General features: G+C 45.9%; 20 protein-coding genes. 9 read left to right on the top strand and 11 right to left on the bottom strand.

All coding sequences use genetic code 11. The features are described 5' to 3' along the window. Positions 1–24: 24 nt before the first annotated feature. Positions 25–1,020, bottom strand: a complete 996-nt coding sequence (locus BC792_RS14235; RefSeq protein WP_148909681.1) for a Kelch repeat-containing protein — start codon at positions 1,018–1,020, stop codon at positions 25–27. A 3-nt stretch (positions 1,021–1,023) separates the two neighbouring features. Further along, the gene (locus BC792_RS14230; RefSeq protein WP_148909680.1) at positions 1,024–2,394 is read right to left on the bottom strand and encodes a DUF4270 family protein; all 1,371 of its coding nucleotides are present in this window, start codon (positions 2,392–2,394) and stop codon (positions 1,024–1,026) included. 223 nt (positions 2,395–2,617) lie between these two features. Here BC792_RS14230 and BC792_RS14225 point away from each other — a divergent pair, with 223 nt between their 5' ends. The 7 genes from BC792_RS14225 to BC792_RS14195 all read left to right on the top strand — a co-directional run bounded on the left by BC792_RS14225 (position 2,618) and on the right by BC792_RS14195 (position 10,562). Beyond that, positions 2,618–4,039, top strand: a complete 1,422-nt coding sequence (locus tag BC792_RS14225; RefSeq protein WP_148909679.1) for a sensor histidine kinase — start codon at positions 2,618–2,620, stop codon at positions 4,037–4,039. Position 4,040: 1 nt separating this feature from the next. After that, entirely contained in the window at positions 4,041–4,718 is a 678-nt protein-coding gene (locus tag BC792_RS14220; protein WP_148909678.1) for a response regulator transcription factor, read from the top strand. Positions 4,719–4,723: 5 nt separating this feature from the next. Next, positions 4,724–5,314, top strand: coding sequence for a bifunctional nicotinamidase/pyrazinamidase (pncA, locus tag BC792_RS14215; protein ID WP_148909677.1), 591 nt, complete (start codon positions 4,724–4,726; stop codon positions 5,312–5,314). A 253-nt stretch (positions 5,315–5,567) separates the two neighbouring features. Continuing rightward, positions 5,568–6,110 carry a TetR/AcrR family transcriptional regulator gene (locus BC792_RS14210; RefSeq protein WP_148909676.1) on the top strand — a complete coding sequence of 181 codons (543 nt, stop codon included), beginning with the start codon at positions 5,568–5,570 and terminating at the stop codon, positions 6,108–6,110. 90 nt (positions 6,111–6,200) lie between these two features. Beyond that, positions 6,201–7,904 carry a glycoside hydrolase family 3 protein gene (locus BC792_RS14205; protein ID WP_148909675.1) on the top strand — a complete coding sequence of 568 codons (1,704 nt, stop codon included), beginning with the start codon at positions 6,201–6,203 and terminating at the stop codon, positions 7,902–7,904. A gap of 395 nt (positions 7,905–8,299) precedes the next feature. Continuing rightward, positions 8,300–9,727: an L-serine ammonia-lyase gene (locus BC792_RS14200; protein ID WP_148909674.1), complete on the top strand. Its 1,428-nt coding sequence runs from the start codon at positions 8,300–8,302 to the stop codon at positions 9,725–9,727. 1 nt (position 9,728) lies between these two features. Next, complete coding sequence (locus tag BC792_RS14195; protein ID WP_148909673.1) at positions 9,729–10,562, top strand: MBL fold metallo-hydrolase; 834 nt, start codon at positions 9,729–9,731, stop codon at positions 10,560–10,562. A 427-nt stretch (positions 10,563–10,989) separates the two neighbouring features. Here the strand turns inward: BC792_RS14195 and lipB are convergent, their stop codons facing one another. The 3 genes from lipB to BC792_RS14180 all read right to left on the bottom strand — a co-directional run bounded on the left by lipB (position 10,990) and on the right by BC792_RS14180 (position 13,457). Further along, positions 10,990–11,691 (bottom strand): lipoyl(octanoyl) transferase LipB, encoded by a 702-nt coding sequence (gene lipB / locus BC792_RS14190; protein ID WP_148909672.1) that lies wholly within the window; start codon positions 11,689–11,691, stop codon positions 10,990–10,992. Between the two features lie 2 nt (positions 11,692–11,693). Further along, positions 11,694–12,884, bottom strand: a complete 1,191-nt coding sequence (hflX, locus tag BC792_RS14185; protein ID WP_148909671.1) for a GTPase HflX — start codon at positions 12,882–12,884, stop codon at positions 11,694–11,696. Between the two features lie 174 nt (positions 12,885–13,058). Continuing rightward, entirely contained in the window at positions 13,059–13,457 is a 399-nt protein-coding gene (locus BC792_RS14180) for a hypothetical protein (RefSeq protein ID WP_148909670.1), read from the bottom strand. A 95-nt stretch (positions 13,458–13,552) separates the two neighbouring features. Between BC792_RS14180 and BC792_RS14175 the strand changes: the two genes are divergently transcribed. Next, positions 13,553–14,095, top strand: coding sequence for a hypothetical protein (locus tag BC792_RS14175; RefSeq protein WP_148909669.1), 543 nt, complete (start codon positions 13,553–13,555; stop codon positions 14,093–14,095). Between the two features lie 100 nt (positions 14,096–14,195). On the opposite strand, the gene BC792_RS14170 is transcribed toward BC792_RS14175, so the two are convergent. From BC792_RS14170 to BC792_RS14155, 4 genes are all read right to left on the bottom strand, one after another. Next, positions 14,196–14,567 (bottom strand): hypothetical protein, encoded by a 372-nt coding sequence (locus tag BC792_RS14170; protein ID WP_148909668.1) that lies wholly within the window; start codon positions 14,565–14,567, stop codon positions 14,196–14,198. Next, on the bottom strand, positions 14,554–15,324 hold the full coding sequence (locus tag BC792_RS14165; RefSeq protein ID WP_148909667.1) for a hypothetical protein: 771 nt from the start codon (positions 15,322–15,324) through the stop codon (positions 14,554–14,556). The genes BC792_RS14170 and BC792_RS14165 overlap by 14 nt, the downstream gene beginning before the upstream one ends. Then, positions 15,321–16,028, bottom strand: coding sequence for a hypothetical protein (locus BC792_RS14160; protein WP_148909666.1), 708 nt, complete (start codon positions 16,026–16,028; stop codon positions 15,321–15,323). The genes BC792_RS14165 and BC792_RS14160 overlap by 4 nt, the downstream gene beginning before the upstream one ends. 165 nt (positions 16,029–16,193) lie before the next feature. Continuing rightward, a complete protein-coding gene (locus tag BC792_RS14155; RefSeq protein WP_148909665.1) occupies positions 16,194–17,987 on the bottom strand; it encodes a hypothetical protein in 1,794 nt (597 codons plus the stop codon). Between the two features lie 132 nt (positions 17,988–18,119). Between BC792_RS14155 and BC792_RS14150 the strand changes: the two genes are divergently transcribed. Continuing rightward, entirely contained in the window at positions 18,120–18,344 is a 225-nt protein-coding gene (locus BC792_RS14150; RefSeq protein ID WP_148909664.1) for a helix-turn-helix domain-containing protein, read from the top strand. A 4-nt stretch (positions 18,345–18,348) separates the two neighbouring features. On the opposite strand, the gene recG is transcribed toward BC792_RS14150, so the two are convergent. Together recG and BC792_RS14140 are read right to left on the bottom strand one after the other, a co-directional pair. Next, the gene (gene recG, locus BC792_RS14145) at positions 18,349–20,454 is read right to left on the bottom strand and encodes an ATP-dependent DNA helicase RecG (protein ID WP_148909663.1); all 2,106 of its coding nucleotides are present in this window, start codon (positions 20,452–20,454) and stop codon (positions 18,349–18,351) included. A 68-nt stretch (positions 20,455–20,522) separates the two neighbouring features. Beyond that, positions 20,523–21,452: an EamA family transporter gene (locus BC792_RS14140; protein WP_246155091.1), complete on the bottom strand. Its 930-nt coding sequence runs from the start codon at positions 21,450–21,452 to the stop codon at positions 20,523–20,525. Between the last annotated feature and the right edge of the window lie 3 nt (positions 21,453–21,455).

Below are 21,455 nucleotides of genomic sequence, written 5' to 3'. Positions count from 1 at the left end.
CGCATTATATTTTAGAGGGGCGTATTAACGTACAGGTGTAAACTCCCATGTATTGTCGAAGATAAAAGATCCGTTAACGCCTGTCGTGATATATCCTTTTCCGTCTAGCGAAAAGGCAACTCCTTTTTCACGGGCGTCAGCTGGTAGCGCTTGGTGTTTGTCCGTCCATGAGTCTGTAGCCGGTTCATATTTCCATACAGAGCTTGTAACACTCGTACCTGTTCTTCCGCTTACTACATAACCGTAGTTGCCGATAACGAACGATCCTGCATTATATTTTCTAGCGTCATACGTATAGCTATCGTCAGCACGGTTTAGATCGTTTAATGGTGTCCAGTTGGTTCCGTCGAAAGCATAGAAATCTTCTGGAAGCGATGCGCTGTTCGCGTACCCACCGCCGACATACGCTCTATTTCCTATAACAAAAGCGAAGGCGAATGCTTTTTTGTATTTAAATGGCACATCGATTTCCGTCCATGAATCTGTTGCAGGGTCATACCGGTAGAAATCGCTAAACTTAGCGTCCGTTCTCGTCGAACCTAGACCTACATAGGCATAGTTCCCCAAGGTAAACGCTACAGCACCATACCGGGCTCTACCGGGAAAATCAGCAATTTTAGTCCACGTGTTCGTCGCAGGGTCGAACCTGTAGAAGTCGTTTAGGTCGTCAGAACCTGTTGATCCTGTTCCAACATATCCTTTTCCGTCTATGGCAAACCCTACCGCCATCTGGCGAGCTGTACCGGGAAAATCGGCTATGTCGCTCCAGGTCGATCCATTGAAACCCGCACCATCGTTTACGACACCTTCGTTTCTAACAAATCCACCTACAACATAGGCAACGTTATTAATTGTAAATGAGGCGGCGCCATTTCTAGGATCGTTCTTAAATACAATTGATCTTACCCACTCTGTTGGCCCACTATCAGTATCCTCCTCATCATCTTTGCTACACGAGTTGAATGATGTAAAAGCAATAGCGCAGGCTAAGACTAACAATAGCCAATTTTTCTTATTCATAAATTATCTAAATTTAGTGTACAATATATTCAATTTAATCTTCGGTTTTTCGTTTTCTGTTGCAATAAAAGCAGTATTCAATGTGCTAAATAGTGCTGGCGTGCCGGTGCTCAAGTATAATGATGTATTGTCGTATATCGTAGATGATTTTAGATTTTTTAGATAGACAATCATATTAAATCTATAAGAGCCATTTCCGCCCATTTGGTTTCCGGGAATATAGGACGCCTGCTGAATGCCTGTACCATAAGGCGTTGACAGAAACGATGTCGGCACGCCGTCATGATCGGCAACGAAAAGCATTAAATTTTCCGGAATGCCGTACATCGTATTAGTAGGCGACGACGTTTCAACCACTAGCTCCGCCCTATTAACCGATATATTATCATCCTGTAAGAACTCTTTTAACGATGGAAATTGTAATTTCGCTACAACACCTGTGCCCGATTGTACGTAGGTTAGGCCTCCGGTTGCCGATGCGGCAAGCCCGCCGCCGGCAGGAGATAAGGTTTCGAACGCCGTTCCCGTCCGATCGTATTCGATATTGTTGTATTGGAAATTCCTGTCAACAATGCTTAAGGATTTGGCGCCTGTCCTCTTAAATCCATCGGTACCTACGTAACTATAGTTAATTTTGACTTGTATAGTATCGTTGAAGGCTATGGCTACAGTGTTGTCATCGCCGGGTACCAGTGCAAGTCCTTTAAAATATTCCCTGAAATTTTCATTGGAACTGACGCGGAGGTCGTTTGCTTTAATCAAGTCGAACAAGTTTTGCCCCAATGTCTGATTTAGTCTGATGTCGAGCGTATCTATGGAACGGATGCGAGGGTTGAATTGTAATGTTCCCAGTGCATCAGGCGTGTAGGCGAATTGCTGATCTGAGAATAATGACGCGCCTGTTACATAGACGGGGATGGCTTGGTTTTGGATACCTCCCGTTATGGTCTTCGTTTCCAGCGTTTCCGAGAGCTGGTGTACGTTTATCTCCTGTATCTTTGTGGTATCCCCGAAATAATATCGGCTGGAGTGCGGTTTAAGAACAAGATTTAATGAATCGAATACCGCGTCTTGGGGGATATCGTTTGTAAAGTTTGAAAAGCCTATCTGAAAGTATGAAGTAGAGGATACGGACCCGCTGTTGGGGAGAGCTGCCTTTCCGACCAGAATAGATCCCGTCGCGGCAGTAGGCATGTCCCTTAACTGTACGGTCGATGTGTTCACGGTAAAAGAGTCGACAAAAGATACCCCAACATCTCCTGTGGTGGAATTATCTAACATCACACTCATATCTTTGTCACACGCAGCGGTGATGACTAATAAAAGAAGGGCTATTACAGGATAGTTAATACTTCTCTTTAAAAATGGATTCATACTTAATGTTTGACTAGCAAAAGTAATCAAATAGGACAGTTAATCAGTGTTATATTTTGTTAAAACTCGGATGCGGAAACGTCGCAGAAAAAGACGTACAACGTTCTTGTGTTCCATTTCGGCTTCTGTAAGGTGCATTGAATTGTTAATCAGTGTTATATTTTGTTAAAACTGTCCGATTTTTTGTGCGTTGCAAATCTACTAATTTAAATTTGTATTAATAATGTTAAAAAAGTATAAAATCCTGCTTGCCATTGCTGTCTTAACGGCTGCCGGGATAGCATTGGTATTGGGGGTATGGCTTTATGGAAGCTACAAAAGCGAGCGGGACATTTTTATAGGAACGGCTGAGCGGTCGTTGTTTAACGTTTTGCAAAACTACTACCAGCAAGAACTTGCTCCGCCTGCCCGTAAAAATGATACTTCCCTGCAGGAAACACGGCATAAAGGTTTGCTTTCGTTAATGCGTCGGGTTTATCCTGACCTGGATCTTTATCCGTTGAAATATACGTTGGACACGTTGGATTACCACCGTTGGCGTACGAGACGTTCCAGAGACAAGGATAGGAATATAGATTCTCCCAACCAGTTGCTGCCTCTTTACCTTTTGGAAAAGATAGACTTTAACGAGCAACTGTTGGATACGCTGGAGCCTAGACTGGCTGCCGCACTTGCACGGCGGGGCATTAGGACCTCTTTTCAGCTGACAACCGACGAAATTCCGAGAAAGCAGTTTGAAGCGTATATTGCCCAACGGAACAAGCGGGGGGATCTCATTACGAGACCTATTCTTATTAATCCGGAGCACGAGCAGTTTCTCATTGCACAATTTCAAAACCCGTGGGCGTATCTGCTTCGGCAGCTCGGGCTGCAGTTTGTATTGTCCCTTTTGCTGTTGACAGCTTTGGTCGGTACTTTTCTGTATCTTCTAAAAACCATTCGGAAACAGAATCAGCTTGCCTTATTGCAAAAGTCGTTTGTCAATAATATGACGCACGAGCTGAAGACGCCGGTAGCGACAGTGATGGCTGCTGTCGAGGCTATTCAGCGGTTCGTTGCGAAAGATGACAAGGAGCGCATGCATACCTATCTGGAGCTATCCAAAAACGAGTTGGAACACCTGAATACGATGATTGAGCGCGTACTGCAGCTGGACGTTGACGAGCTGCAGGGCATCCGGCTGGAGAAGCGGCCGGTGGACATGGTTTCTCTCGTGCAGAACTGTCTTGAGACAGCGCGTATCAGTACAATAAAGGAGGTGTTTATTACATTCGAGCCGCCCTTCGACGTCTATCTTATACACGTAGACGAAGCGCATATAAAGAATATCGTGAGCAATCTGTTGGATAATGCGATAAAGTATTCCGGAGACCCGGTCTATATCACCGTTCAGCTAATCGACGGGCCATCGCATATGCAGCTACATGTTGCCGACCGGGGAAAGGGTATTGCACCGGAACATATAGGCTACATTTACAATATGTTTTATCGGGTTCCGGAGGGTAACTTGCATGAGGTAAAAGGGTTCGGTCTTGGGTTGGCTTATGTCAAGCAGGTCGTGGAGCAGCACGGAGGAACTATTCATGTAAAAAGTGAATTGAAAGGGGGGAGTACATTTGTATTAACAATTCCTAAGAACGGCTGATATGATAGATGTATTATATATTGAAGATGAGAAGAGCCTGGCTTTGATTGTGGCAGACAGCCTTGAAGCGCATGGTTTCCGCGTGATACATAGGGAAAACGGTAGAGACGCATTGGTCGCATTTAAATACCAGCGGCCGGATGTTGTCATACTGGACGTAATGATGCCGCTTATGGATGGATTTACGGTCGCCCAGGAAATCAGAAAGATGGATAGCGATACGCCTATTTTGTTCTTAACAGCGCTTACACATACAGAGGACGTAGTTAAAGGGTTTCATCTGGGGGCGAACGACTATGTGCGTAAACCTTTTAAAATAGAAGAGTTGATCGTCCGGATTGAGGCGTTAACGCGGAAGCGAGCGCCGGCTCAGCTGTCAGCGAAACAATATCGGATTGGAAAGTACACCTTGGACGCCGCAAAGTCAACATTGACGATCGGCGACGACCGGGAACATCTTTCTTTTCGGGAGATGGAGCTGTTGCGGCGCCTTTTTGAACATAAGGACAAAGTGGTTCCCCGGGAGGAGATCATCCGCGCATATTGGAATGAAGATACTTACTTTACAGGGCGGAGCCTCGATGTATTTATAAGTAGGATACGTAAATATCTGGCTAAGGACGAGCAAATTAAAATTATCAATATACGAGGTATAGGCTATATGCTCACAATCGACTAGACGACATGAACGCATTAATTATTGTTGACGTACAAAAAGATTTTCTGCCTGGAGGCCGTCTGGCTGTCGCTGATGGGGATACCATTATTCCTTATATCAATGAGCTACAGTCAAGGTATGACATTGTCGTCGCTACGCAGGACTGGCATCCGGGCGACCACGGCAGCTTTGCTTCGCAGCATCCCGGCCACTCCCCTTTTGAGACTATCGTGTTAAATGGATTGCCACAGGTGCTGTGGCCGGATCATTGTGTACAGGAGACAGATGGTGCTTCGTTTGCCGATAAATTGCGGACAGATAAGATCGGCGCGATATTCCGTAAGGGTATGGATAAACGTATAGACAGCTACTCGGGATTTTACGATAACGGACGGTTGAAGAAGACAGGGCTTTCCGGATTCCTGAAGGATATGGGCGTTGACGAGGTTCACGTCTGTGGCCTTGCTGCCGACTACTGCGTGTTCTTTACAGCAATGGACAGTCTGTCGGAGGGCTTCCAAACCGGTATACTGCTAGACGCCACGAAAGCAATAGACCCTCGGCAGTTCGAAAGTAAAAAGCAGGCGTTCCTACAGCGGGGCGGGCAGCTATACTGATCGCGGGAGTTGTGCGGACTGGCATTGTTTTCTGGATGTGCACGGGTTCCTGCTGGAGATCGGCGTCGATGGAGAAAAATCGCAAGAGGTTAGACGATATAAATAGTATCTTTGGGTACGTACATGATAAAGCATAGTTTTCCGTCCTTGCAAGACGAAAGAGTGCTTCCCCAACAGCGCTCCCCCGCAAGGACGCATTTTATTGTTTTAATTTTGTCATGTACTAGATTATCTTTGTTAAAAATTGGTTCAGATGAAAGACACGACGTTAAGCCGTAAAGAGAAGATCATGAAGGTGGCGCTATCGTTATTTGCGACGAAAGGGTATGTGGACACGTCTACCAAAGAGATTTCGTTGGAAGCCGGCGTTTCGGAGGCATTGATTTTTAAGCATTTTGGGAATAAGGACTCCCTACTGGCCCACATTATTAAATCGGGATACCGGCGTGTTCTGTCGCATCACCGCGGAATGATGACGTACAAGAATCCCAAGGATTTTCTCCGGAACATGATTCTGCTTCCGAGCAAGCTTGTTACTGAAGAGCCAATGTTTTGGAAGCTGCAGGAACGCCTTTCCCATAACAGCTTTTCTAAGCAGCAGCACGAACAGTTTATGAAGCCGGTACAGCCGATTTTAGTTAAAGCTTTCACTGAATTGGGGTACAGTAATCCGGAGCTGGAGACACAATTTTTATTGCTTATCATCGATATGCTCTGGAAAAAAGAGGCCAGCGAAGAGCTAACGAATGGCATTGACCTCGCCATGCTTTTGGAGAAGAAATATGATTTAGCGTGATGCAATTTTGTGCATGTTCTGTCGTAAATCGGGCTAAAATTTTGATGTGACAATTTTTTTCACGTACTTCGGCACATTAAAGATCTGAATATGATAAGGAAGCTGCTTTTTCTTTTTTTCTTCTCTGTGTTTTTTCTATCGGCCTACGCCCAAAGGAAACCGGATTTTGTCACATTTATCAATAGTAAAAACCGGTGGGTCGACTCGGTCTTTAATGCCCTTTCTCCCAAGGAGCGTATTGCGCAGCTGTTTCTTGTCCGGGCGCATACCAATCTGGGACAAAAGTATATTGACTCCGTTGCCCAGGTTATCCAGAAGGAGCAGTTAGGCGGTTTGGTGGTTTTCCAGGGAGGGCCGGTACGCCATGCGCAGATGTTTAACCGTTATCAACGGTTAAGTAAGGTTCCCCTATTGATTACGTTCGATGGAGAGTGGGGGCTGGGTATGCGGTTGGCCGATTCTACCGTTTCCTATCCATATCAGATGACGCTTGGAGCCATACAGAACGAGCAGCTGATTTATGAAATGGGGAGACAGATCGCCAAAGACTTTCAACGGATCGGGATGCATTTCAATTTCGCGCCCGTGGTCGATATTAACAATAATCCCAAAAACCCTGTTATCAACTTCAGATCATTCGGAGACAACAAGTTTAACGTGACGCGTAAGGCGAAGGCCTATATGGATGGTCTGATGGACGGTGGGATAATCTCTTCGTTAAAGCATTTTCCCGGTCATGGCGATACAGACGTCGATTCCCACCATGATCTTCCGCAACTGAATTTTTCTAAGAGACGGTTGGACACACTGGAGATGTTCCCGTTTAGGGAACTTATCAAAGTGGGGGCACCGGCCGTTATGGTTGCGCATATGCATATTCCTGCATTGGATGCCACGCCCAATATCCCTTCGTCCATCTCGCGTAAGGTGGTTACTGACCTGTTGAGAAGGGACCTTGGCTTTAAAGGGTTGGCGGTTACCGACGCCATGGACATGAAAGGTGTCAAAAAGTTTTTTCCGAATGGCGAGGCTGATGTTATGGCTATTGAGGCCGGTCACGACCTGCTAGAGGTATCGGAAAATAGTGCCCGCGCGATTAATCTTGTAGAAAGGGCCGTAAAAAGCGGAAGAATCAAGCAGGCTGAATTGGACCAACGGGTAAAGCGGGTGTTGGCAGCGAAGTATTGGCTGGGGCTTAACCAATACCGGCCGGTAAATGTCCGTGGCTTGGTAAGCGATCTGAATAGTCCTTCATCTCAATCGCTCGTCCAACGCTTGGCCGACGCTTCTGTCACCGTGCTTAAATCGGACAAAAGAATCAAGTCCTTTGATAAAAGAAAGGAAACTGCTATTGTCGCGATCGGAATCGCACAAGCGCAGGACTTTGAAAAGGGCATCGCTCTACAGCTTGCGGATGGGAAACAGTTTTTTGTCACTGGAAAAGAAACGGAAGACGACTTGAAGGACCTGTTGAAGGAGGTGCGCAGATACGATCAGGTGGTGGTGGCGATTCACGATAATCGGGCGCGTCCGCGCAGTGAGTCCGACCTAAATGAAGCCGCGCGATCATTTATCGAAAAAATCGCCGGCCGTCGCACGATAACCGTTATGTTTACGAACCCTTACGTGTTGGACAACCTACCGGTCGAGCGTAGCGGCTCGATTATCCTCGGCTATCAGAATGAACCCTTTATGCAGAAAGCAGCGCTCAAGGTGTTGCTCGGGCAAGTCCGGTCAAAGGGTAAGCTTCCGGTCGACATAAACAAGCAGTTCCGATATGGAATGGGACTGTAGGTCGTTATACTTATTTGTTGTGCGTATTCGTATTGTAGGTAGATAAAGTTAAAAGGGTTAGACTAAATGAGAGCTCCCCTCTTAACCACGCGAGCTCATTTAACTCTTAATCGACCCGTTATACGTTATTAGCTTTAATGTCACTATGATCACTTGGGCGGGCTCAGCACAGGCTCCGTCGAAGCCTCCGTCTTTCGGACAATGAAGGCGCTATAGTGTACAGCAAGTTCGTAACCCCAAATCCCGGGAATGGACCTAACGCACTCGTATACAAAATTGGCAAGCGAACGTGCTAATAATTAGTATATTGGCAACGGATGTGCTTAAAAATTAGGGCAAATAATACACGATTTTTACACATTAAACGATATTTTTGTGGTGCTTAAATTTCGTAAATGGGTAAAGAACGCATCTCTATTTTTGATATGTTTAAAGTCGGTATCGGACCGTCCAGTTCGCATACTTTGGGGCCGTGGCGTGCGGCGCAGCGCTTCGTAGAGGTCTTGCGGCATAAAGACCTCTTTGGCGTCGTCGAAGGAGTGAATATTCTGCTATATGGCTCTCTTGCGAAGACTGGAATCGGACACGGGACAGACATTGCGGTGTTGTTGGGGCTTAGCGGCGATGATCCCGTAACGTTCGACGTACATCAGGTGCTGCCCAAAGTCGAAGAAATCAAAAGAGCAAAGCAGATTGTTTTAGGAGGTGAAAAGACCGTCGCGTTTTCCTATACGACAGATCTTATGTTTCTTTATACGGAAAGCTTGCCATTTCATCCGAACGCTGTCACCTTCCAGGCTTTTCTACATGACGGGACAGCAGTTTCAGAGACGTACTATTCTATCGGCGGCGGCTTTGTCGTACAAGAAAATGATGCTGAAGGTGTACTGAGCGAAGTCGATCTGCCATTTCCGGTCGACACGGCACAGGAGCTGATGGTTTGGTGTATGAGGACAGGGCTGAAGATATCCGAATTGGTCATAGAGAATGAAATGGCCTGGCGACCGGAAGAAGAGACTAAAGCGGGAATCATGCATATCTTTCATACGATAAAAGATTGCATTTATAAAGGGTGTCATACGACGGGGGTGTTACCGGGCGGTTTACACGTGGAACGTCGGGCAGCAAAGATGAACACCCGCTTATTAACAGGGCGGACTTATCACGACTATGATTCTTGGATAAATGCAATACGGGAGGGGGGAAACGATTTTGCCTATATTTTGGATTGGGTCAGCTGTTTTGCGTTGTCGGTGAACGAAGAAAACGCGTCTTTCGGCCGTGTCGTGACAGCTCCGACAAATGGCGCCTCTGGCGTGATCCCTGCAGTACTTCAATATTTCATCGTGTTTCATGATGGCTATCGGGAAGATAAGATTATGCAGTTTATAGCTACGGCTTCGGAGATCGGCTCCATCTTTAAAAAAGGAGCAACCATATCTGCAGCGATGGGCGGATGCCAAGCCGAAATTGGTGTGTCCTCGGCAATGGCAGCGGCCGCATTAACAGAATGTCTGGGTGGGTCGCAGCGACAGGTGCTCATGGCTGCGGAGATTGCCATGGAACATCATTTAGGACTGACCTGCGACCCTATCGGGGGACTGGTGCAGATTCCGTGCATCGAACGGAACACCATGGGAGCCGTAAAGGCTATTACAGCGGCGCAGCTGGCACTGAACTCGAATCCGGATAAAGCAAAGGTAAGCTTAGACGCTGTGGTCGGCACGATGTGGGAGACCGCTCAGGATATGAATGTTAAATATAAGGAAACAGCCGACGGTGGATTGGCGATTAAAGTTCCTCTCAGCTTACCGGAGTGTTAATATGAAGTACTGCGCAATAGCCTCAGGCAGCAATGGCAACTGTTATTATATAGCCAACGCAGCGGACGCCGTGTTGATCGATGTAGGTATCAATACGAAGCACGTTGAGTTGCGGATGGCCAATCTGGGCATCTCGCCTGCATCGGTTAAAGCCATATTTATTACACACGAGCATACCGACCACATTCGGGGGCTGGCCGTTTTCTGCAAAAGATACCAGATTCCGGTGTATATTACGGCTGGATCGTACAAAGGCTCCCGCCTGCATTTACCCGAACATCTTGTGCATATCATCTTGCCCAACGCAACGGTCCGGATCGGCACCCTGACCGTGTATGGTATTCCTAAATACCACGATGCGAAAGAACCATGTAGCTTTGTGGTATCTGATGGCGCAACAAATATTGGCGTGTTGACAGATCTGGGCCGGCCCTGTGACAACGTTAAACATGTTATCCGGCACACTGATGTCTTACTGCTGGAAGCAAATTACGATGAAGACATGCTGGAAAGCGGGCGCTATTCCTTTTTTCTGAAGAACCGTATCCGGAGCGGATGGGGACACCTATCTAACCGTATCGCCTTGGAAACATTCGTGGAACACCGGACCAGCCGGTTGCGGCATCTGGTTTTATCGCATCTATCCGGCGAAAATAACAGCGTCGAATGTGTTCGCTTGACATTTGCTCCCTATTGTACGGATATCAAACTATCGATCGCGACCCGATATCAGGAAACAGAACTGTTCGACGTGAGCGACCTGTTTGCGCCGTCGGTCGTGGGCTTCGACGAGCTCAGCCTGACATTGTCGAAGGATAGACAATGGAAGGAGTAGTGAGTATGGAGAAGTCAGAAGTTAGACATTAGATGTTAGAAGTGAGATTTGAGTATTGAGAAACTAGGGGTTAGGAGTTAGGGATTAGGGGTTAGAATAGTTAGGTGGAGTTAGAGAGTTAGAATGAAGTACTCTTTACAAATCAACGACTTTACGGCTTATGGCCATCTGCCATCTGCTATCCGCTATCCGCTATCCGCCATTAGCTTCCCTCAACGCCTTCACAGATCAACGGTTTTACGGCTACTATTAGGGGTTAGAAAAGTTAAATGAGTTAGAATGGTTAGATGATGCTCGTGGCTATCAAAACAACTTCACGCCTTTACAAATCAACGACTTTACGACTTATAGCCTCTGCTATCCGCCATTAGCTTCCCTCAACGACTTTACGGCTTATAATCATCTGCTATCTGCCCTTATAATGCTATTACCCCCCGATCAGTTCCATCCCGAAAAGATCCGCAATATGCTGCTTTAGCGTATATTTTACCTCTTCGACATCGAGCTTTCTTCCCAGTTCGCGCTCCAGAGATGTGACATCTTTATCGTCGATTCCGCAAGGGATGATATGCCCAAAATAGCTGAGGTCCACGTTCACATTAAAGGCGAATCCGTGCATAGTTACCCATCGAGAGGCGCGTACGCCCATCGCACATATTTTACGGGCGTTGCCGTTGTCAGCATCAATCCAAACGCCGGTATATCCTTCATAACGGCCGGCCTTTATGCCGTACCCCGCGCAGGTGCGTATCACCGCCTCCTCCAACGTACGTAGATAGAGGTGTATATCGGTAAAGAAATTGTCTAAATCCAAGATAGGATAGCCGACAATTTGTCCAGGGCCATGGTAAGTGATATCACCGCCACGGTTAATTTTATAAAAGGTAGCGTTTTTCTCTTTCAGTCCTGCTTCATCCAGCAGTAAATATTCTTCGTGACCGCTTTTTCCCAATGTATATACGTGGGGATGCTCGGTAAAGATCAGGTGGTTGGGCGTGGAGCCGGCGGTACCGTTTATGCGGTTCTCGTTCTTGACAGCTACCGTTCTGGTAAATATCTCCTCCTGGCGATCCCATGCTTCTTGGTAATCGGTCAGCCCCCAATCTATAAAGTGTACTTGTTTGTTCATGGTCAATACAACAGATTGTTATACGGATATCTTGCTGTATGCATTTCGGAGATAATTTCGTATAATTTTTGTTTGAATTCCTCGATATTGGTTTTCTCGGTTGCCGACAGAAAAATCGCCGGATCGGAGTTTTTGGCCATCCAGGAGTTCTTAAAATCCTCAAGTGTTACCTTCACTTCTTCACCGTTCTCATCGACCGCCACGGGAGGTTTATAAGCATCTATCTTGTTGAAAACCGTAATAATAGGTTTGTTCAAAGCATCGATGTCTTTTAGTGTTTCGTTTACGGCGGCAATATGATCTTCAAAGTTAGGGTGGGAAATATCCACTACATGTATAAGTACATCCGCTTCGCGCACCTCGTCTAAGGTAGATTTAAAAGATTCCACCAAATGGTGAGGCAATTTGCGGATAAACCCTACTGTATCCGAAAGCAGGAAAGGTAGGTTGTCGATGACCACTTTCCTTACCGTTGTATCCAGCGTCGCAAACAGTTTATTTTCCATGAGTACATCCGACTTGGAGATCATGTTCAATATTGTTGATTTCCCGACGTTGGTATAGCCTACAAGAGCTGCACGGATAAGTTCGCCTCGGTTTTTACGTTGGGTTTCATTCTGCTTGTCAATAACCCTTAGCCGTTCTTTCAGTAAGGATATCTTGTTGAGGATAATCCGTCTATCAGTTTCGATTTGGGATTCTCCCGGACCGCGCATACCGATCCCCCCCCGTTGACGTTCCAAGTGGGTCCACATGCGGGTTAGCCGAGGAAGCAGGTACTGCAGCTGGGCCAGTTCGACCTGAGTCTTTGCCTGTGCAGTTTGCGCGTGCTTGGCGAAGATGTCCAAGATGAGGTTGGAACGATCTAAGATTTTACGTTTGAGTTCGCGTTCTATGTTACGGAGCTGCGAGGGTGATAGCTCGTCGTCAAACACGATCATGTCAATCTCTTCGGCATCCGCGTACTGTCGTATTTCTTCCAGCTTACCAGACCCCACGAAAGTGGCATGTTCCGGCTTTGCTAATTTTTGCGTGAGAACACCTTTTACTTCTCCCCCTGCCGTTTGCACAAGAAACTCCAATTCTTGAAGGTAATCTTTTGCGTTTTGTTCTGAAATGTCCGGTGTGATCACCGAAACGAGTAATGCTGTTTCGGGTTTAAGTGCTGTATCGTATATTTTTGTTTTTCTCATGTATTGTTGTCGTTTCCTGTGACTTGTGTTGATAGAACAAGCTTGCAAAGATAATGGTTTTTCTTCAGACGGTATGTGGGGCGTGTAAGGCGATTTTCATTTTTATCTCGTGTAGGGTCCGGGGGAGGGAACGATACCGGCGTTCTGCTAGGTCGTCGACGGTACGGCGACAGGTTATTTACCTTGAAGGATCCGTATTGTATTCTCCAAAATGGTCACCTGCTTTTCAAGGGAAGATATTGTTTTTTCCTGCGAGGATATGACGAGCTTAAGAGCATCGATCAGTGTCTGCTCAATTTCGTTCACAACCACCGGTTCGTTATAACGCGCCTCCTCTTCCCGAACAATCTCACCCTCATGACGATACATGGGGCCCTCTCCAATGACGAGCCACGTCGGGTTGATATCCGGATGCTTAGATAGAATAGTAGCCACCGCGTCAGAATTTAGCCCCGTGCTCTTTTGAGGCCCTTTAAAATTAGCGTAGGAAAGCCCCAAGTCCTTGAAGAAATCTGTTTTGCTGATTTTCTTCCGTTCTGCGATCTGTAATACCCGTTCTTTAATATTCGACATTTTTATCTAAAAATTTTAGTAAGATATTTTATTATCTTATATTAGTTGTGTTGAATATAAAAAAATATCTAAACACCTCGGTAAACTGATTTAGGATGAAAAGTACGCAAAAGAAGTTAAAAACAAAACATTTTCGCTACTTAAGAAAGGAGTACGTGAAGGATCCCGACCGTTTTCTCAAAGAAGTCGTCCAGCAATGGGGATTAAATTGGTCGAATAATTTCAATTATCTGATCAATAGTTCCCTTTATCCACCCATGCGAACAAGTACCACTTTTGAATATGGATTTATGTTTAATCACCTTGCACAGATGATTGAAGTTGGGTTTGTTATTTTGAGAAAATATAAGCTAAAACCTATGGCGAAAGCGGATGTATTTCAATACAATTGTCAAGAAGTATTTGACGCTGAAATAGAAGACAGTAGCGCTTTTCCTGCAAAGTCCTTGTGTGCCTTCTATGGGTTCAAGTCATGCAAAGAATGGCTTACAGTGCTGGACGATCTTCTTCAACGTCGGGATTATACTGAAGATAATATGGAAGAACTCCCTTTAGATCACGATTACATCGCTATTCGGGAGTTTCTTGTCAAGTTACCCCTAGTATTAAGTGAGATATACAAGAGAGGAGGGTTGTGACTTTGTTCAGTTCGATATTAAAGTCCGGCAGGAGTACCGCGCCAGATTCCAAATTTTAGTACCCTGCGGACTTTATTATTTTGTTTTCAGACTTGTAGTGTCAACTTGATGCGTTATTGGGTTTCATAACGTCCTCGATGCGGTCCTCAAGAACAGCTTTATGCCATTCATCCATGATCTCTCTTGCAACCTGTTCCTTGTTTTTCATATCATTTAATACAGCTTCCGTGATACGATCGAAAAATACCGCATATCGCTCCAATAGTTCCTCACTTTCCAGTCGGGGCAATACGCACTGTATCATAAAGTTATTTGCCCATCGGTCGGGGTTCATCGGGTTGGCAATGAAATACGGAATACATACATTATCTATAAATTTTTGCAGCACATCGTGCGGCTCCAGGTCAAATATTTCACAGGCTTGTAGGAAATCGGGTTTGAAATCCAATTTACTTATCTTATTCTCCATCATAGTATTGGTTTATTTTTTCTTCAAAAATTTCTTCTAATCTTGTGCGGTAAACAGCTCTCCTTCGATCTAAATCCTGGATAAAAAAATAGCGGACATCAAACTCCTGTAAGTCTAAGATAAAGTCTTTGAAACCTAATGTATTGATATGGTCTCTATCTATTAACTTACCGTAACCGTGCTGTACCCGTATATAAAATCCGAGTGCAGCGTTATATACTATTTTATCCAGGTGTTGGCGAGCATATAGGTCCGCCAGCGAGATGCACCGCATTAAAGCATTGATATATACCGTAGGTGAAAATTGATGGAGCATGCACACCAACAAGAAGTCTTTCGTGAGTGTCAGCTTTGTCTCTTCATCCAGATACAAGTGAGGCTTATACTTGATGTGGGGCGAACAGACTCGATAGAGTTTATCTGTTATTTTTCTGCCCTTGTCGCGTTTCATCGATTTGCTGTAGCTTCTGTTCATCGAGAGTTTTACCAAGCTCTGAATGTGGGGGATGGCAGCATTCGCGTGTTGTCCCAACTTTTGTTTACCTTTTAAATCCGGTTGCGCTTTTGCTATTTTATCGTCTGACTGCACAAACGCTTTCGTGGCGAGATCATATTCGCTCTCATCATGCATAAACAGATGTGCAAACGTAACGTGGCGAATAATGAGCTGTAAGAAGTCTGCAACCCGAATGCCAAAAGCTTCACATGCAATCCGGAAATCCATAGGTACATCCAGAAATTCGGTTTCAATTTTATTCATAGCCTATTAAATTGTTGTTTTGTAAAGGTGATTGCATCCGCTATAGATACACCGGGATGCAGTACATATTTATATCCATAGCTTCTTTTTTTCGTCCTTTTAATTGGCGCCTTTCCTTTTCTTCCCCAAAGCCTACCAAGTTCTGTTTGGAGATGACGTGGTTTTATACGCATCTCTAAGATAGATTCTACATGATTGTGCAGATCATTCGGCGGAATGGGTTTGTTAAATATTCCTTCTTTTATCAGCAAGCGTAGCACTTCCCGGCAGCCTTCTATCTCCATATTAACCGAATTGGTAAAATGATCGGCGTAGCCAGGATGCTCTTCTACCAGTTGAAAAACCGTCACGGTTTCTCGTTCATTGACATATCGCTCCATACGGTGGTATATCGCCGTTTCGTCCTGCCAGGTACACATCTCATGTTCAATCTCTTCGCGAACCTGCCCTTCATGTAGCAGAAAGTTCGGGTGTCGAAACACTTGACGTAAACTGCCGTAGAGATCCATACTGAAATCTATGGATGTAAGGGATTCTATATTTGAAATAAAATGATCATCCTGCCCTATAAGAAATGTGAGCTCGTCGCTGGTATAGCCACGGCTGATACGGTTCATCATCATACAGTAGATGAATCCGCAGTATAGTGGAGAGCACGTTATACGCGTCTTTCGAGCACCATTCACATCATGTAATTCTTCCATTTTTTTAGGTTTTTAAAAAGCATACCTGCGAGGGCACCTTGGGCTCCGAAGGATCTGCCCAGCAGGTAGCTTTCTGTTTATTCAGTTTATAATAAAGTCCAACAGGGATACCGTATCAGATGCCATGGGAGTACGGCTTCCAGCGGACTTTTATTTGGATTGCTTTTAACTATTATCCTGTGCAGCTTCCACTGCCGTAGGTAATAAGGAGTCGCGCTCGGTTGCGCTGATTGCTTGCTTTTTAGTTTTTTCAATAGCACCACAGCAGAGCCGATCAAACAGATCAACCAACTTCTCCGCCTGCAGGCGACAGAAGTCTGGTGTTATTTCTTCCAAGGAATCCAGTATATCCGGATTCCACCACAGCGTTTTGGGATGAAGAATGAGGTGCAACATTTGACCTTGAATCTCACTTTTATCCAACAAGTAGTCCGATAGCTGTCGGCCGACGACATCTGTCCAATCCAGTAGCTCGTCGAGATTCTTCGTTTTCGGTATGTAGTCTATGGCTACCCGTAGAAAGCTATGTGCACCAATTTCCAATATATGACGTAACATCAAAAGGCCGGAGTCAATAAAAAGAGGCTGTGCATCTCTAGCCGTACTGACTAAATTATCCAGGACTGTCTTGCCTCTTTTCCATAGCTTATCCGCACGTTCCCCTTCCTGTCGCCAATCGATGTCCCCTAATTCAAAAGCAGGCTCAAAAGTCGACTTCCGTCGCAGGACGTGCCCCTTCGTCCATACCGTATGTACAAACCTGTTTCCTTCAGCCAAACCTCTTTCCACATACTTAAGATCTAGAAAAACCACCATCGCACTCGCTACACCCACCTGCATAGTTTTAAAGGTAAAAGGCCCTGTATTCTTCATTAGTACGACGAGATAGAGCTCTACCTTCACACCCGCTCGCTCTTCACCGCCTTCCAAGCGGAATGGACTACTGCCCGAAAAGCCACCGGTATGGTAATTCAATAGAGTCATCTGTTCAGGGTTGTGGTTGCCACGAATCTTATCCAACAGTGCATGTACGTCATCCTTGTATCGTTGCGGCCAAGGAAAACCGGAGAAGTCTTCGCATCTTATATGTGTCGTACCGCCGGCATTTGCTGTAACTGGTGTTGCGTTCTTCTTTTCTTCCATTATCTGTGTCTGTTGTGCGACCTGTTCCAAACGTGCCTGCTGTTCGGCCTTCAACGCATCCAAGAAGAACTGATAGAGCATCTCTATTGCTTTCGAGATTTCACAACATTTATCGTATAGATAGGACGCGTCGAATGCCGATATGTCCAAATCTCTATTTTGCTTCACGGCATGATAGCACTTGTCAAGTAGTCGAAAGGTTTCCACGTCCATAAAAGCTTCGCTCAACAAAACCGATTTGAATGCTGGGATATAGGTGCTTAGGGTTCGCATTCTGTTCTCCAGATTGTGCTGATTATTCGCATTGCCCTGTATCATAGCCTGTGGCAAACGCAAGAACGATTGCAAACTTTGATGTACCATAAAGGTCGCTTTCAGATAATTACCATGCTCGGCAAACTTCAACGCCCCTTCCCGAAATTCCTCCCCTTCCTTTTTCATCTTCACTTGCCATTGATTCGCTAATTCCATAATACCACCAATCTCATGAACGGTAAGCGATTTTGTGGCCTTACGCGGCGACCGGTACATTTCATGCTGTGGCAGCGAAGCGTAAGCATAGTAAATCCCCCCATGACGAACTTTGTTGCGCCATTCTCCGAAGGGAATCAATTCAAAAGATAACCCCTCCATATCGATAAGGCAAAGCTCGATGACGGGTTTCATCACCTTTGGAGAAACACCATCCTCCGGTTTCATGACCAAAATCAAGTGCTGTTGTTCTTTGCCCAAAAAGGAGTAAGAGAAAAGAAAAATGCGATCCAGATCTATTCGTTGGATCAGCCGTTCTACTAAAATCTGTTCGTCTATTGCCATAATTTGATCTATAAAAGTTGTTATTTGTATAGTTAGCCTATACAAATGTATAAATTAACTTTCAATAACGAAATTATTTGTATGTTTTTTCTATACGTTCAGTAGTTTTAAGCAAACCATTTGATAGATATCATGACAGCGTTAGGTGAATTTTTAGCAAAGCGATCCGTAAATAAATCGATGGTAGCCAGACGGACGGGGCTGAGTAAAGCCCGTATAAATGAACTTTCATTAAACACTTCGTCACATCTGAGGGCAGAAGAATTATACCTTATTGCGAAAGCAATCGATGCGGACCCCTGTGAGGTGCTCAACAAGTTATATGGTCATCTCCAACTTGTCAGCGAAGGAGGATAATGTATCAGGAAATCTTATCCCACGAAATGCCGGGAGACCGTTGATTAAGATAATGTGCTAGCAGGATGTTTTTTTCAGCGGACAGAGAGGGATCTTCCTTGAAGATCTCAATAACACTATTCCGTGCTTCCATGAGAATAGCTTGATCAGACGCAAGATTAGCTATCTTCATCTCCAGGACGCCGGACTGTTGGGTGCCTGAAATGTCGCCTGGTCCACGAAGCTGGAGGTCAACTTCAGCTATTTCAAAGCCATCTGATGTCCGGACCATCGTCTCTAGGCGTGTCCGCCCTTCCTTGCTGAGCTTATTGCCCGACATGAGGATACAGAAGGACTGCTCGGCCCCGCGCCCTACCCGTCCCCGCAGCTGATGCAGCTGGGACAGGCCGAACCGCTCGGCGTTCTCAATCACCATAACAGACGCGTTTGGAACATTGACGCCCACTTCAATGACCGTCGTGGCGACCATAATTTGTGTTTCTCCCTTGACGAAACGCTGCATTTCGAAATCTTTATCCTTTACGGGCATTTTTCCGTGAACGATACTGATTTTATAGGTAGGCAGGGGAAATTCGCGTTGCAGGTTTTCCAATCCGGCTTCCAGGTAAAGCAAGTCCATCTTTTCGCTTTCCTTAATCAACGGATAGACGACATACACCTGCCGGCCCTTGGCGATCTCGTCGCGCATAAAGCCGAAGACACGCAGACGCTGGTTCTCAAAGAAATGAACCGTTTTTATCGGTTTTCGTCCCGCGGGAAGCTCATCAATTACGGAGATGTCCAGATCGCCATACATGGTCATGGCCAATGTACGGGGAATAGGCGTAGCTGTCATGACGAGCATATGTGGAGGTATGACGTTTTTACGCCATAGCTTCGCACGTTGTTCAACACCAAAGCGGTGTTGTTCGTCGATGACCACAAAACCGATATTTTTAAATTTGACCTTATCTTCAATGAGTGCGTGTGTCCCAATCAGTATGTCGAGTGTTCCATCTTCCAGTTGCTGATGAATAATCCGTCTCTCCTTTGCCGGAGTAGAACCGGTAAGTAACCTTACTGTGCAGATTCCTTCTCCCAGCAGTGCAGACACGCCCGAAAAATGCTGCTGGGCGAGTATCTCGGTAGGCGCCATCATACAAGCCTGGTAGCCATTGTCGATCGCCAGGAGCATCGACATAAGGGCCACAACCGTCTTCCCGGATCCTACGTCTCCCTGCACCAGCCTGTTCATCTGCGCTCCTGTGTTGGTGTCGAGACGTATCTCTTTAATGACCCGCTTCTGTGCCTGGGTAAGGGGGAACGGCAAGCGTTCATTGAAAAAGGTGTTAAACTTGTTGCCGACCTTATCAAAACGATGTCCGCGGTATTTTTGTGTATTGAGTTGTTTATTGCGTAGAAGCCGGAGCTGAATGAAGAATAATTCTTCGAATTTCAGACGGCGTATTGCCCGGTTGAGATCGTCCACGTTTTGTGGAAAATGGATGGAGAGCAGGGCTTGCGGGTAAGCCAGCAAATGATGCTTCTGCAGGATATAATCGGGCAAGGGGTCCCGTAGACTCCTGTAGACCGTTTCCAAGGCGGTCTGCTGTAGTCGCTGGATTCCCTTGGTGTCCAGATTAAATTTCTTGAGTTTCTCAGTCGACGAATAGACCGGCTGCATAGTCAGGTTGCCGACTTTTTTCTCCTGTGCATTGAAGAGTTCCATCTCAGGATGCGTCATGGAAATTTGCCCATTGAATTCTGACGGCTTTCCATAGACAATATACGCTGATCCGGGCGTAAGGCTTTTCTTTAACCAGGAAAGGCTTTGGAACCATACCAGTTCCATACTTCCTGTGTCATCACGAAACTGTCCAATCAGTCTCCTTCCACGTTTCTCGCCGACTTCCTGCACACTGATGAGCCGCCCGACAACTTGTGCACCCACCATCTGCGCATGGAGCTCGCGGATCTTGTGAAACGCCGTGCGGTCAATATACCGAAAAGGATAATATTGCAGCAGATCACCGATCGTGAACAGCTGGAGCTCTTTTTTTAGCACATCCGCCTTTTGCGGACCTACACCTTTGAGGTATTCTATGGGAGTTACTATAGATAAATCAGCCATGCGTAAGAATGGCTAATTTAAGGAATTCTGCTATCTTTTGCCCGAACTTTTTTGCCGCGGACAGACGACTAATGCTGTCTTCGCTGCGGCAGAAGTATTTTGCGTATCGTCTGTCCGTTGAATAACACAATAGCCACCAATAAAATGCCGTAAGCAAGATATTTATGTGGATCCATGGGCTCTTTAAAGTAGAATAGGGCCAGTCCGAAGGCTATGAGCGGATTGACATACAGCAGAATCCCCGTCGTGCTTGATGATATACGGGTCAGCGCATACATGCTCAGGAACAAAGGGATAATGGTGAATACGACAGCAATGAAGATGATGGCTGCCCAAAAGGTGAGGTCCCCGGGAACGGGGTGACCTTGTATGAAGAGGATGGGCACGAGAAAGATACTGCAGATTGTTAACTGGGCAGCAAGGATATGGAGTTTGTCAAACCCTTGTAGCACACGCTGTGTGATCAGGTAAAATGCGTAGAATGCAGCAATGGCCAGTGACCACAGCCCGTCCACAAACGACCCGCTGGCCAATAGGCTGACACTGACCAGTGCCAGCGCCAATGCGGCCCATTTGATACCGGATAGCTGTTCACGGAGAAGAAAAAAGGCGCACAAGGTCGTGATCAATGGACAGATCAGGTACGCGAATGCCGCCGACTGGACGCTGATACTATTAATCGTATAGATATAGGTGTACCAGTTGCCAAAAATGAAGATTGACGCCAACAGGGTTAGCCAGACCGCTTTCGTCTTTTCTGCCGCGGGAAGTGATCTGAAGTATTGCATATCTTTCCGGAGGGCACGTCGCCGGAATAGTAGAATGAACGACCATAGGACGACCAACGCTGACAGAATCCGGAAGTTTAAAATGTCTTCTGCCGGCCACTCTTTAACCCAGCGCACAGGAATAGCCATAAAGCCCCACATCAAGGGGGCTAAAAAAGCCGCTAGAAAATAACTTCTGCGGCTCGTCGGTGTCTTTTTTTGATATTCCACAGG

The organism is Sphingobacterium allocomposti (assembly GCF_008124885.1).
Taxonomy (GTDB): Bacteria; Bacteroidota; Bacteroidia; order Sphingobacteriales; family Sphingobacteriaceae; genus Sphingobacterium; species Sphingobacterium allocomposti.
This window is presented reverse-complemented; position numbering and strand designations above follow the sequence as displayed.

Coding starts and splice junctions, on each gene's coding strand:
- BC792_RS14235 (WP_148909681.1), bottom strand. CDS start 1,020: ATGAATAAGAAAAATTGGCTATTGTTAGTCTTAGCCTGCGCTATTGCT.
- BC792_RS14230 (WP_148909680.1), bottom strand. CDS start 2,394: ATGAATCCATTTTTAAAGAGAAGTATTAACTATCCTGTAATAGCCCTT.
- BC792_RS14225 (WP_148909679.1), top strand. CDS start 2,618: ATGTTAAAAAAGTATAAAATCCTGCTTGCCATTGCTGTCTTAACGGCT.
- BC792_RS14220 (WP_148909678.1), top strand. CDS start 4,041: ATGATAGATGTATTATATATTGAAGATGAGAAGAGCCTGGCTTTGATT.
- pncA (WP_148909677.1), top strand. CDS start 4,724: ATGAACGCATTAATTATTGTTGACGTACAAAAAGATTTTCTGCCTGGA.
- BC792_RS14210 (WP_148909676.1), top strand. CDS start 5,568: ATGAAAGACACGACGTTAAGCCGTAAAGAGAAGATCATGAAGGTGGCG.
- BC792_RS14205 (WP_148909675.1), top strand. CDS start 6,201: ATGATAAGGAAGCTGCTTTTTCTTTTTTTCTTCTCTGTGTTTTTTCTA.
- BC792_RS14200 (WP_148909674.1), top strand. CDS start 8,300: ATGGGTAAAGAACGCATCTCTATTTTTGATATGTTTAAAGTCGGTATC.
- BC792_RS14195 (WP_148909673.1), top strand. CDS start 9,729: ATGAAGTACTGCGCAATAGCCTCAGGCAGCAATGGCAACTGTTATTAT.
- lipB (WP_148909672.1), bottom strand. CDS start 11,691: ATGAACAAACAAGTACACTTTATAGATTGGGGGCTGACCGATTACCAA.
- hflX (WP_148909671.1), bottom strand. CDS start 12,884: ATGAGAAAAACAAAAATATACGATACAGCACTTAAACCCGAAACAGCA.
- BC792_RS14180 (WP_148909670.1), bottom strand. CDS start 13,457: ATGTCGAATATTAAAGAACGGGTATTACAGATCGCAGAACGGAAGAAA.
- BC792_RS14175 (WP_148909669.1), top strand. CDS start 13,553: ATGAAAAGTACGCAAAAGAAGTTAAAAACAAAACATTTTCGCTACTTA.
- BC792_RS14170 (WP_148909668.1), bottom strand. CDS start 14,567: ATGATGGAGAATAAGATAAGTAAATTGGATTTCAAACCCGATTTCCTA.
- BC792_RS14165 (WP_148909667.1), bottom strand. CDS start 15,324: ATGAATAAAATTGAAACCGAATTTCTGGATGTACCTATGGATTTCCGG.
- BC792_RS14160 (WP_148909666.1), bottom strand. CDS start 16,028: ATGGAAGAATTACATGATGTGAATGGTGCTCGAAAGACGCGTATAACG.
- BC792_RS14155 (WP_148909665.1), bottom strand. CDS start 17,987: ATGGCAATAGACGAACAGATTTTAGTAGAACGGCTGATCCAACGAATA.
- BC792_RS14150 (WP_148909664.1), top strand. CDS start 18,120: ATGACAGCGTTAGGTGAATTTTTAGCAAAGCGATCCGTAAATAAATCG.
- recG (WP_148909663.1), bottom strand. CDS start 20,454: ATGGCTGATTTATCTATAGTAACTCCCATAGAATACCTCAAAGGTGTA.